This window comes from Microbacterium sp. SZ1 (assembly GCF_002362255.1).
Classification (GTDB): Bacteria; Actinomycetota; Actinomycetes; order Actinomycetales; family Microbacteriaceae; genus Microbacterium.
In genome coordinates this window covers 45,712-57,839 of record NZ_LPVV01000007.1, presented here as the reverse complement: position 1 = coordinate 57,839, position 12,128 = coordinate 45,712, and the positions used below count along the sequence as shown (strand labels likewise).

9 protein-coding genes and 1 tRNA gene are annotated in these 12,128 nt (G+C 66.8%); 3 read left to right on the top strand and 7 right to left on the bottom strand.

Going from position 1 to position 12,128, the window contains the following annotated elements; genetic code table 11:
* The first annotated feature begins 86 nt into the window (after positions 1-86).
* Together AUC47_RS06575 and AUC47_RS06570 are read left to right on the top strand one after the other, a co-directional pair.
* Entirely contained in the window at positions 87-395 is a 309-nt protein-coding gene (locus tag AUC47_RS06575; RefSeq protein WP_143740708.1) for a hypothetical protein, read from the top strand.
* A gap of 77 nt (positions 396-472) precedes the next feature.
* Positions 473-1,132, top strand: a complete 660-nt coding sequence (locus AUC47_RS06570) for a hypothetical protein (protein ID WP_096714417.1) — start codon at positions 473-475, stop codon at positions 1,130-1,132.
* Positions 1,133-1,616: 484 nt separating this feature from the next.
* Here the strand turns inward: AUC47_RS06570 and manD are convergent, their stop codons facing one another.
* The 6 genes from manD to AUC47_RS06540 are packed head-to-tail and all read right to left on the bottom strand — an operon-like array spanning position 1,617 to position 10,362.
* Complete coding sequence (manD, locus tag AUC47_RS06565) at positions 1,617-2,855, bottom strand: D-mannonate dehydratase ManD (RefSeq protein WP_096714416.1); 1,239 nt, start codon at positions 2,853-2,855, stop codon at positions 1,617-1,619.
* A 2-nt stretch (positions 2,856-2,857) separates the two neighbouring features.
* Positions 2,858-5,296 carry a glycoside hydrolase family 2 protein gene (locus AUC47_RS06560; protein WP_096714415.1) on the bottom strand — a complete coding sequence of 813 codons (2,439 nt, stop codon included), beginning with the start codon at positions 5,294-5,296 and terminating at the stop codon, positions 2,858-2,860.
* Between the two features lie 29 nt (positions 5,297-5,325).
* Complete coding sequence (locus AUC47_RS06555; protein WP_096714414.1) at positions 5,326-6,174, bottom strand: carbohydrate ABC transporter permease; 849 nt, start codon at positions 6,172-6,174, stop codon at positions 5,326-5,328.
* The gene (locus tag AUC47_RS06550) at positions 6,171-7,094 is read right to left on the bottom strand and encodes a carbohydrate ABC transporter permease (protein WP_096714413.1); all 924 of its coding nucleotides are present in this window, start codon (positions 7,092-7,094) and stop codon (positions 6,171-6,173) included. The genes AUC47_RS06555 and AUC47_RS06550 overlap by 4 nt, the downstream gene beginning before the upstream one ends.
* Before the next feature lie 55 nt (positions 7,095-7,149).
* Complete coding sequence (locus AUC47_RS06545) at positions 7,150-8,433, bottom strand: ABC transporter substrate-binding protein (protein WP_096714412.1); 1,284 nt, start codon at positions 8,431-8,433, stop codon at positions 7,150-7,152.
* Between the two features lie 57 nt (positions 8,434-8,490).
* Positions 8,491-10,362 (bottom strand): glycoside hydrolase family 127 protein, encoded by a 1,872-nt coding sequence (locus tag AUC47_RS06540; protein ID WP_096714411.1) that lies wholly within the window; start codon positions 10,360-10,362, stop codon positions 8,491-8,493.
* A 115-nt stretch (positions 10,363-10,477) separates the two neighbouring features.
* Here AUC47_RS06540 and AUC47_RS06535 point away from each other — a divergent pair, with 115 nt between their 5' ends.
* Complete coding sequence (locus AUC47_RS06535) at positions 10,478-11,482, top strand: LacI family DNA-binding transcriptional regulator (protein WP_096714410.1); 1,005 nt, start codon at positions 10,478-10,480, stop codon at positions 11,480-11,482.
* A 365-nt stretch (positions 11,483-11,847) separates the two neighbouring features.
* On the opposite strand, the gene AUC47_RS06530 is transcribed toward AUC47_RS06535, so the two are convergent.
* Positions 11,848-11,938, bottom strand: a tRNA-Ser gene (locus AUC47_RS06530).
* Positions 11,939-12,128: the final 190 nt, after the last annotated feature.

Below are 12,128 nucleotides of genomic sequence, written 5' to 3'. Positions count from 1 at the left end.
CGCGCGGACGACGCAAACTCGGCGAGCGATGGGCGCGTCAGGCCGCGCTCGACGCCCCTCCGACGCCGATCGATAAACTCGTCCGCGTGACAGGTCTTCCCCCACCGCGCCGGCGCCGGGCTCTCGGCTGCGGTATCGCGGCCACGGTCGTGGCCCTCGTCGGGATCGTGCCGACGGCGATCGTTTTCGTTCTCGCCTCCACGATCGATCCGAACTACGGCTGGCTGCTGTTCGTCACGCTGCCGATCGCGGTGTTCTTCGGAGCTGTCGCCCTCGTCCTCGGCATCATCGGTATCGTGCTCGCTCGGGCGGATCGCGGCGGGTATGCGTGGCCGATCGTCGGAGTCGTGCTCGGCGTGGTGCAGCTGTTGCCTGCGGCCGCCTTCCTGGGCTGACGTGTCGCATCCGAGGCACGGACGAACCGTGTTCGAACGACGCCCTCCCCGACCCCTGCCTGAAGGAGAGACTTCCCGTGCGCAAGAACCCGCCCGCACACCCGCTGGTCGTCGTGATCGCCGCCGCGCTGGCTGCCTTCTTCGTGTGGGCTGCGCTTGTGCGCCCACTGATCAACGGAGAGTCCCCCGTCGCGACCGCGCTCGTGTTCGGCGCGGGGGTGGTGTTCGCCGGCCTCATCGTCTGGATCGTGCTCGGTCGGATCCAGCGGCTGCAACGCAGACAGAGGAAGGCGCTTCACGAGCGTGAGCCGCACGCGCGCGTGTTCGGTTCGTACGCGCTCAACGGCGTCGCGGCGTTCCTTTCACGCGCGATCCCTCTGCTCGGGCTCGGCACCGCGCCGCGAGGGCTGCTGACGTCGAGCCCCACGGGCGTGATCGACCCCTCGGGGTTCCGCCTGTTTCGCGGCGGCGGACGGCTGCTCACCGCCTACAGCGTCCCCCGCGATCGGATCATGGGGGTCACGAGAGGCGGTATCCAGGAGGGCGCCTTCCTCTACCCGACCCTCGTCATCGTCGTGTCGCATGGCGCGGAACAGGTCACGATTCCGGTACCCGTCACGCGCGATGGCGCACCCCTTCGTCGCGAGACTCCTGACGGCATCGACCGCCTCATCTCAGATGCCTCGCGGATCTGGGGCGTTCCGATTCTCGGCGACGACCAGAGCGTGCAGGGCTGAAGCGGCGGAGAGCAGAGCCACACTCCGACGTGTGATCGCGGCCAGCCGCTCGGTCAGCACGCGCTGTGCGTCGGCGGTGAGCCCGTGTACGCGCACCTGATCCAGAATCTCTGCCACGAGCGGGATGCCGTACCCGCCCGACCTCAGAGCGGCGACGATCCGTGCCTCGGTGATCGCCGCGGTGCCGTAGGAGCGGACAACGGCGGTGCCGCGCCTGAATCGGTCACGGCTTAGCTGCGCGACTTGACTAGAAGCGGGCTAGGTTCGGGCTCATCGTCGATCAGAATCCGCGAAGGCGCAGCAGGCCACGCCGAGAGCCAACCTCAGCGGCTTCGCGAATATGAAGCAAGTCGCATACTTCGCTCGACCTCGCCGAGTGGACGAGACGGAACCGTCGGTGTGCTGAAACCGCTTGTCTGCGCCAAGACGGAAAGTCCGACCTTATCTGTCTTAGCGAGCTCGAGTCAGGAACGGCTCGGCGATCTCACCAGTCGTGGATCGTGCCGTCGAGCAGGCGGTTGTACGGCAGGTAGGCCTGCTCGTACGGGTACTTACCCGCCTCGTCTACGTCGAGGTCGACACCCAGGCCCGGTTTGTCGCCGGGGTGCAGGTATCCGTCGGTCCAGGTGAACGACTGCTGGAACACCTCATCCGTCTTCGCGCCGTGCTTCATGTACTCCTGGATGCCGAAGTTGTGGATCGACAGGCCCAGGTGCATCGCCGCCGCCATCCCCACCGGGGAGATGTCGGTCGGCCCGTGCATGCCCGACTTGATCTGATACATCGCCGCATAGTCGAGCGTCTTCTTCAGCGCGCTGATCCCACCCATGTGGGTGACCGCGCCGCGAACATAGTCGATCAGCTGATCGCGGATGATGTCCTTGAAGTCCCAGACCGTGTTGAAGATCTCCCCGACCGCCAGCGGGGTCGTGGTGTGCTGACGCACCAGGCGCAGCGCCTCCTGGTTCTCCGCCGGCGTGCAGTCCTCCAGCCAGAACAGGTCATACGGCTCGAGGTCCTTGCCCAGGCGCGCTGCCTGGATCGGCGTCATCCGATGATGCCCGTCATGCAGCAGCGGGATGTCTGGCCCGAACTCGTTGCGTACCGCCTCGAACACCCCGGGCAGGTGATTCAGATACGCCCGGGTGTCCCAGTCCTCCTCCACCGGCTTCGCACCCCGACGTGCCGGCTCGTGGTCGTATCGCACGGAGGCATCCCCCACGTCGGCACCTTGAGCGGCGATGCCATAGATGGCCTTGAGCGTCGGCACGCCAGTCTGCACTCGGATCGCCTTGTATCCCTGTTCCTGGTGCGCGCGGATCGAGTCGAACAGCTCTGGCAGCTCTTTCCCGGACGCGTGCCCGTACGCCATCAGCCCGTTCCGCGACGCGCCACCGAGCAACTGGTACACCGGGAGCCCGGCGATCTTGCCCTTGATGTCCCACAGCGCCATGTCGACCGCGGCGATGGCCGCCATCGTCACCGGGCCACGCCGCCAATACGCCCCCCGATACAGGAATTGCCACGTGTCCTCGATGCGGGACTCGTCCGCACCGATCAGCAGCGGCAACACATGCTCCGTCAGATACGCCACGACCGCGAGCTCACGCCCGTTCAGCGTCGCATCTCCCAGCCCGGTCACCCCGTCCGCCGTCGTGATCTTCAGCGTCACGAAGTTCCGGTCAGGGCTCGTGACGATGACCTCAGCCTTGTCGATCGCCATCGTCAGCGTGCGAGCAGATCGTTGGTCGAGCGCAGCACCAGCGGATCCGCGAACGATGCGGGCTCCGCCTCCGCGGCACCACGGACCGTGAAGACCGCGGTCTCGCCGGGCAGAAGCGTTACGAGGGCCTCGTCGGTCTCCGCCTCAAGGTGGATGCGGTCGACCAGCAGGGTCAGGTCGCGGATGATCGTCTCCGCGGTGATCTCCACGGCCCATCCTGTCGCGCTCGGCCGGGCGACGACGCCCGCCGATGCGACCGGCAGCGCGGAGTCGCGAGGCTCCACGAAGAACCAGTCGCTTCTGGCTGTCGCGGAGGTGACGCGGATGAGCTCCCTCGCCGGGTCGGTAGGAGTGACCACCTGCGCACCGATGCCGCGGCGCTCGACGCCGCGCGCCGGCACGACGACGCTCCATGGCTCCTGCGCCAGCATCGCGCCGTCGAATCCGCGTCGCGCGATCGTGAAGTGCGCACTCCAGTCTTCGTCCGTGTCATTCAGGACGACGACAGCGAGTCCGTCGTCCGAGGGCTGGATCGTGACGAGGCGCTCGGCGTTGGCAGCGCGGAGCGCGTAGAGCAGCGGCTTCCGCCGGCCGTCCCCGTCCACGGCCGCCCATGACGTGACCGGCCAGCAGTCGTTGAGCTGCCAGGTGATCGTGCCGGTGCAGTGCGGGGCGAGCGAACGCCACCATTCGATGGCCGTCCGCACGGCGACAGCCTGGTTCAGCGACATCGCCCAGTGCCAGTCGTTCATGTCGTTCGGCAACGGGAGGTGCGCGACGAGTCCGTCCGTGAGTTTGTCGTTGCCCTTGATGGCCTTCTGGTGCACGACCATGCCGGGCGACTCCGGAGTCAGCGGATCGTCTCCGACCGCGCGAGTGAGCGTGCTCCAGGTCGGCGGCCCCTGCCAGCCGAACTCCGAGACGAAACGCGGGCGGTGGGCTCGGTAGTGCGTCCAGTCCTTCTCGTTCCAGACGTCCCACACGTGCATGGTGCCGCGGTCCGCCGCGTTCTGCCGCTCTTCCGGGTCTGGGCTGAACGGGCTCCCGGGCGTGTAGGCGATGTGCGGCGCGATCTCCCCGACGAGGGCCGGCAGCAGATCGTAATAGTAGCCCGCACCCCAGGTCCGTCCGTCGAGGCGCCCTTCCCAGTTCCAATCCTGACGGCCCCAGATGTTCTCGTTGTTGCCGTTGAGGATGATGAGCGAGGGGTGAGATGCGAGCCGCGTCACGGCATCCTTCGCCTCGAGCTCGATCTCGGAGCGCAGCGGGTCCTCCTCGGCGTACGCGGCGCAGGCGAAGAGGAAGTCCTGCCATGTCAGGAGGCCGCGCTCGTCGCACTCGGCGAAGAAGTCGTCGGATTCGTAGATGCCACCACCCCAGACGCGGATGAGGTTGAGTCCGGCGAACTCCGCCTGTTCGAGGCGTGCCGCGTAGCGCTGGCGGTCGACCCGGTGGGGGAACGCGTCATCGGGGATCCAGTTCGCGCCCCGGATCTCGACGGGCTTGTCGTTGACGAAGACCGTGAACCCGACACCTGCCGCATCCGCTCCCAGTCGCGTCTCGACCGAACGGAATCCGATCCGGCGATCGTGTCGGTCCACGGCGCCGTCCGGGCCGAGGAGCTCGAGCGTCGCATCGTAGAGCGGCTGGTCGCCGTGTCCGCGCGGCCACCAGAGTCGCGCCGCGGGGACGTCGCCGTCGAGACAGAGGACACCGTCGCGCACCTCTCCGTCCAGGACTGTTCCGGCGACGGACAGACGCGCAGGGGTGCCATCGGCCGCACCGTCGACGGACGCGCTGGCGCGAACGCGCGGAGATCCCCCGATGAGGTCCCCGAAAATCACGGCGTCGCGCAATCTGGGGCCCGACCAGCTCTCCAGCGCGACGGGGCGCCAGATCCCGGACGTCGTGGTGTCGATGCCCCAGTCCCAGCCGAAGCTGCAGGCCATCTTCCTGATCGCGTTGTAGGGATGGTGGTTGGCGTGCGGGCGGGCGCCGAGTTCAAGGCTCGCCGCGTCCGCAGCGCGGATCGGCGACCGGAACGCGATCTCGAGTTCGTTCTCGCCGTCGCGCAGGGTCGACATCACGTCGATGCGATGGGTGCGGTGCATGTTCTGGACGGTCGCGATCTCCTCACCGTTGAGGCGGATCGAGGCGACTGTGTCGAGGCCTGCGAAGACGAGTTCATGACGGTCGTCAGACGACGGCGACCATTCGAACGACATGCGGTACGTCCAGTCTGTGAGCCCGATCCATGACTGCGTCTTCTCGTTCTCATCGAGATACGGGTCGGGGATGAGCCCCGCCCGGAGGAGGTCGGTGTGGATGCTCCCCGGCACCTCGGCGCGCACAGCGCCGGCGTCCAGGATGTCGTCCGGAACCGGACCGTGCTCGGCGTGCGCGGTCCATCCGTCGTGGAGGAATCGTCGGGTGACGGTCACAGAGTGCCTTTCGATCGTCGTGTCCAGTGTCACTTGAGCGCGCCGTTCAGCAGTCCGGCGACGTAGTACTTCTGGAGCACCAGGTAGACGACCACGCAGGGGATGACGGTGATGGCCACGCCGGTCTGCATGAGTCCGAAGTCGAGTTGGAAGTTCGCGTCGGCCGACAGGATGCCGATGCTGACGGGCAGTGTGTACAGCTTCTGGTCGGTGATGAGGATGAGAGCGGCGAAGAATTCGTTCCACGCCGCGAAGAACGACAGCAGCGCGGTCGAGACGACACCGGGGAGCGCGACCGGCAGCATGACCCGCCACATCGCACTGAACGCCGTGGCGCCGTCGATCTGCGCGGCCTCCTCGAGCGACGAGGGGATGGCCGCGAAGGAGTTGCGCATGAGGAAGATCCCGAGCGGCAGGTTGAAGGTCGCGATGACCAGGGCGACGCCGACCAGGTTGTTCTGCAAGCCGATATCGCGGAGCACCAGGTAGAGCGGCGTGATGATCGCCTGGAAGGGGATCATCAACGTCACGAGCGTGACGAAGAACGCGATCTTGCTGCCCCGGTACGGCAGCTTCGCGAACGCGTACCCGGCACAGGTGCTGATGACGACGGCCACGGCGGTCGCGAGCAGCGCGACGAACGCCGAGTTGCCGGCGCTCGTCCAGACACTCAGACCTCGACTCGAGTCGAAGATCTGCGCGAGGTCGTCCGTGCCCACTTGGGAGAGCATGACCCCGATGGGGTACAGGAACAGCACCGCGAGGCAGATGCTGACGACCCACCAGGCGAACCGGGGCAGGATGCGCTGTTTCGGGCGCGGAGCCTGGGTGGCTTTGGGCAGGACGACGAGGGTCGTGGAGGAGAGTGTGGCGGTCATGAGTTGTCCGAGTTCCTGAGGAGCAGCATCTGCACCGCGCTGACGACGCCGAGCGCGAGCATGAGGAGGATGGAGAGGGCCGAGGCGTAGCCGACGTCGAACTTGACGAAGCCCGAGCGGTAGATCTCGAACACCGCGGTGATGGTCGACCCCGCGGGTCCGCCGGTGGTCATGATGTAGAACTGGTCGAACGCGAGCAGAGAGCCGGCGACCGAGAAGACGAGCACCAGCGCGAGCGTCGGACGCAGCAGCGGCACGGTGATGTGCCAGAAGCTCTGCCACGGGCTGGCGCCGTCGATGCGGGCCGCCTCGTTGACCTCTTCCGGGACGCCCTGGATGCCGGCGAGCACGAGGAGCATCTGCAGCCCGACGACCTTCCACGTGACCATGGCGACCACGATCGCGAATGCGGAACCGAACTCCGCGAAGAAGTTGCGCGTCGGGTCGACTAGCCCGAGGTTGCCGAGCAGGATCGTCGTCGGCCCGATGTCCGACTGCCACATGAACAGCCAGATGTAGCTGCCCGAGGCGAGCCCGATCACCACGGGGAGGAAGTAGATGGTCTGGAAGAAGCGGTGGGCGCGTGTTCCGCCGCGTACCAGGAAGGCGAGCAGGAACGCGAGGATGATGAGGATCGGCGTCGTCACGACCGTGTACAGCAGTGTGAACCCGGCGGCCCTGAGGAAGTTCGCGTCCTGGAATGCCGTGAAGTAGTTGTCAAGGCCAGTGAACTCCGGCTCCCCGAGGAGGGGCCAGTCATGCAACGACATGACGACCGTGCGGATGAGCGGCCACACGAAGAACAGCGCGAGCAGGACGAACGCCGGAAGGCTGAGTACGAGGCCGAGGCGCCCACGCCGGCGGGCGATCCGATCCGTGCGTGTCCGCGTCGGAGGGGTGGCTTGCTGAAGTGCGGTCATGATCTCTCTCCGGATGAGCCGGGGCGGCCGACATCGGCCGCCCCGGCGTGAGGTGTCAGCTGTTGGCGTCGTCGAGGAGCGCCTGCGCGGCCTCCTGTGCCTTCTTCTGGGCGTCGGAGACTGAGCCCGGACCGAAGACGGATTCCTGGATCATGGTCGACCAGACGCCGTTCGGGTCGTTGATGATCTCGTTCTCGATCACGCTGTAGGGCACTCGCCCGACCTCGAGAGCGTCCGCGAACACCTGGAACCGCGGGTCCTGCGAGATGTAGAGGTCCTCCAGCAGGTCGAGTCGCGTCGGCATGACGCCGTTCTCGGCGATCACGGCCTGTGCGTCCTCGCCGGTCGCCCACTCCAGGAACTCCCAGGCGCCGTCTGGGTTCTTGGCGCCTGACGGGATGGTGAGGTTGTCACCGCCCGCGAAAGACCCGATCTTCCCGTCCTCGGCGCCCGGGATCGGAGCGACGCCCCAGTCGAACGTCGCCTCCTCTTCGAGCGAGCTGAGGAAGAAGGTGCCCCAGTTATAGATACCGACCTTGCCCTGGTTGAAGGCGTCACCGGCGTTCGACCCGCCGTCCGACTGCACGAGGGCAGGCATCGCGCCGGAATCCCACATGTCGCGGTACAGCTCCAGGGTCGAGGTGACCTCCGGGCTGTCGAACTTCGCGTCGATGCCGTCCTCCGAGAGCACGTCGCCGTCTTGCGCCCACACGTACGGGCCCATCGAGAAGATGTTGCACCCGCCGCAGGCACCGGAGAAGGCGAAGCCGTAGTTGCCGTCACCGGTCGCGGTGATCGCGGTCGCGGCGGCCTTGACTTCCTCCATCGTGGTCGGCGGCGCCTCGGGGTCGAGACCCGCCGCACGGAAGAGGTCCTTGTTGTAGAACATCGCCGACACGTCTGCCGTGAACGGCACCGAGTACACGCCGCCCTCGTAGACGCCCTGAGCGACATGCCCCGGACTCATGTCGTCCTTGTAGTCGAGGCTGTTCCACTGATCGCTGATGTCACTGAGCGCCCCGACCGAGGCGAAATACGGCACGTAGACGAGGTCGAGCGAAGCGATGTCGGGAGCATCCCCGCCTGCTGCGGCGGTTCCGAACTTCTGGACGTAGTCACCCGAGGTGATCAGGGTGATCTCGACCTGCGTGTCGTGGCTCTCGTTGAACGCGTCGGCGAGCTGTTGCATGAACCGCGACTGCGAGTCGCGCACCCACATGGTGACGGTGCCGCCTCCGTCGTCGGAGCCGCCCGATCCGGTAGTCGAGCAGCCGGCCAGGCTGATGCCCAAGGCCGACACTGCGGCCAGGGCGATGAAAGGCTTGATGTGACGCCTCATTGCGTGGTTCCTCTCTCTATGGTGAAGGGTGGCCGATGACCGGCCGCGTGGGAAGTGTCAGACCGTCGGCACCCACACACGCATGGCCCCGGGGGCACGGTTCGCCCACCGGAAGTAGGGGATCGCTCGGACGTCGCCGAGCTCAGTGGTGTCGCCCGCGGAAGCGGATGCGTACAGGTCGCCCGCTGCCGCCCGTCGTCGGCCGTCCTCGATCGTCAGGACGGGGGCTCCTAGAGCCTCGTCGCGACCGGCCTCTCGCGCGACAGGCGCAGCCGGGATGACGACGTCTTCGAGTCGGATGCCGTCAGCGAGATCGGCTTCCTCGATGCAGTAGTAGACGGGGCCTCGGCGCAGCGCGAGCGTTCCGCGCACCCCATCGACCCAGGGGTGTGCTTTCTCGAACACGGGCTCGACCGGGATCGTCAGCGTCAGCGAGCGCACGCCGGCGGGGACGCGAACATAGCCGCTCTCGACCGGATGCGGCTCGGCGCCGTCTACCGCGAGGGTCGCGCCCTTCGCCCAGGCGGGTACATGGAGGTGCGTCTCGCGCACAGTCGGCTCATCGAAGGCGATCTCGATGATCTCATCCCAAGGATAGGTCGTGGCGACCGTCGCGGTGATCCCGTCTTCGATTTCATACCTTCCGGGCGCATACACATGGAACTGCACTGCCTCGTCCGTCTCCGTGAGCAGGTAGCCGGTGATCGAGGACAGCAGCCGGGCGAGGTTGGGCGGGCAGCACGCGCAGAAGTACCAGTCGAGTCGGGTCGACGGTGCGTCCTCCTCGTGGGTGTGGCCCGATCGCAGCTGCAGCGGGTTGGAGTAGAAATACGACTTCCCGTCCACCGATGTCGAGACGGCGATCGCGTTATAGAGGCCGCGCTCGATCTCGTCGGCGTATCGCGCGCCCCCGTCGAGCAGCAGCATCCGCCAATTCCAGTGCAGGTTGGCGATCGCCGCGCAGGTCTCGGAATAGGCGCGGTCGGCGGGCAGCTCGTACGGATCGCCGAATGATTCCCCGCGGTGACGGGAACCGAGCCCGCCCGTGACGTACATCTTGTGCTCATGCACGCTCGTCCACAGGGCGTCCAGCGACTCCCGGTATCCGGCATCCGCCTCATCGAGTTCGACGTCCGCCGCTCCGGCCAGCAGGTAGAGCTGGCGGACGGCGTGACCGGTGGCCTCGCGGGATTCCTTCACCGGCGTGTAGTCCTGGTAATACGCGCCGCCGAACTGCCCCTCGCCGATCGTGCGATAGCCGCGGAGATCCAGCATCCGCTTGGCCAGCTGACGATGCCTGTCGTCGCCGGTCAGGCGGGAGAGCTCCACGAGCGCCGTCTCGATCTCCGGGTGGCCGTCGATGTCGTCCCGCCCTCCGGCGCCGAAGGTCGAGTGCACGAGCTCGACATAGCGGAGGGAGATCTCCAGAAGATCCGTGCGCCCGGCGTGCGCCCAGGCGACTGCCGCCTGGATGAGGTGGCCGAGCTTGTACATCTCATGCCCCTGGGCCAGATCCGTGAAACGCTTTCCTGCGTGCGGGCCCTGGTAGTAGCTGTCGAGATAGCCGTCCTCCTCCTGCACGGCCGCGAGCAGGCGTACAGCGTCGTCCACGAAGGGAAGGAACGCGCTGACGTCGCCGCGCGTCGCTTCCCAGCCGATGGCCTCGAGCGTCTTGTAGAGGTCGGAATCGGCGAACAGCGGACCGCGGAACTCCGCGTCGCTCTCCCCCACGAGGCGGCGGAGGTTGTCGATCACACCAGACGACTCGAGACGCTCGATCACGTGAGGGATCGTGCCCTCGCGATTGACGCGCTGCCAGTCGCCGAGGAAGCCTCCGTCGAGCCGCACCCGACGAAGATCCACGGGGCGAAGGGCAGTGGCACGTGCCGGTGCCGCAGGGGTGACGAGCGAGTCAGAGACGCTGACCATGGTTCTCCTCGTTGAGCTGATGGAAGTCGCGATCCCGGTAGTACACCGGTGCACTAAAAGGGATAGTACACCGATGTACTAGACTCGCAACAGGCTTCCGCAGAAAGTTGAATCCATGAACAGCTCGCCGACGATGGCAGATGTCGCCCGCCTCGCCGGCGTGTCGAAAAAGACCGTCTCCAACTACTTCAACGGGTACCGCTATCTGCGCGAGGAGACGAAGGCGCGGATCGCGGATGCCGTGCACCAGCTCAACTACAAGATGAACATCTCGGCCCGCAACCTCAGCTCAGGGCGCACCGGAGCGATCGGGCTGGCGATCCCCGAGCTCGCGCATCCGTACTTCTCCGAGTTCGCACAGGCGGTCGTCGCGGCCGCTCAGCTGCGAGGCGTGAACGTGCTCGTCGAGGTCACCGGCGGCGACCGCGCTCAGGAGCTCGACGTCCTCAGCGGAGGGAAGGGCCGATCCGTGGACGGCTTCATCTTCGGCCCCCTCGCGCTCGGGGCCGACGACATCGCCGCGGCGACCGCAGACGTCCCCATCGTCCTGGTCGGCGACCGCGCCGATTCACGCCGCTTCGACTTCGTCACGGTCGACAACGAACGCGGCGCGTATGACGCGACCGCGTATCTGATCGCATCCGGCAGACGACGGATCGTCGGACTCGGCGCCGAGAACACCGAGGCGCCGGCCGCCGCTTCGCTGCGATCACGCGGCTTTCGCGCTGCGCTCCGGGAACACGGGCTCGCGGTCGACCCCGATCTGCTCTCGGGGCCCATCCCCTGGACTCGAGCCTCCGGGGCCTCCACGATCGAGAATCTCATCGCCGCCGGTGTCGAGTTTGATGCCGTTTTCGGGCTGAACGACGCCCTGGCGCTGGGCGCGCTCAGCGCCCTCCAGGCTCAGGGCATCGCCGTTCCCGGCGACGTGGCGGTCATCGGCTTCGACAACGTCGAGGAGGCGACCTTCTCGACCCCGGCCCTTACGACCGTGGACTCCGGCCTCGGCTGGGTCGCCGCCCGCTCGGTGGAGCTCCTGCTCGCCAGGATCGCCGGCGAGCAGGAGGGGCCGACGGCCGAGATCGCGGACCATCACGTCGTTGTACGCAATACAGTCTGACCCCACCACGCATCGAACTCACGCGTTATTCAACCCCGCCCCATCACGCGATGCAGGGCGATGCACTCCTGATGCGGCACCAGATACGGTTATAAATCGGCTGGCGCGATCCGCTCATCGGATGTTGCCCATAACAGTCCCCAACGACGTCGTCACCGCCAGGGTGCTGCTGGCGGTCGAGGCGGACCAGCGAGTCCTTTGCTCCCGGTCGCCCGCTGGCAACAGGTGGGCGCTGGTTGGTTGAGCTGCGAGCTACTTCACCACGATGGCAGCGCGCTGGCGGGTCCACAGTCAAAATCTGCACCACGAATGCACCGCTCCTCACCCGAGAAACGGAAAAACCCCCGATTTCTCGGGGGTTTCCATGGCGGTGACGGTGGGATTTGAACCCACGGTAGGGGGTTACCCTACACAACTTTTCGAGAGTTGCACCTTCGGCCGCTCGGACACGTCACCGCCGACTAGCTTACGACACCGCGCGCCGTGGCGCGAATCGGCGAGGTCGCGGCATCCTTCCTCCGCTCAGTTGGCACCCGATGCCGCAATTCCCGCGGAATTCCCGCGGGAGGTGCCAACTCGGGGAGGAGACGACGACGGGCCCCGGGCGGTTTTGTCCGGTCCGGGGGTCCCGGCATCGCCGCGGCAT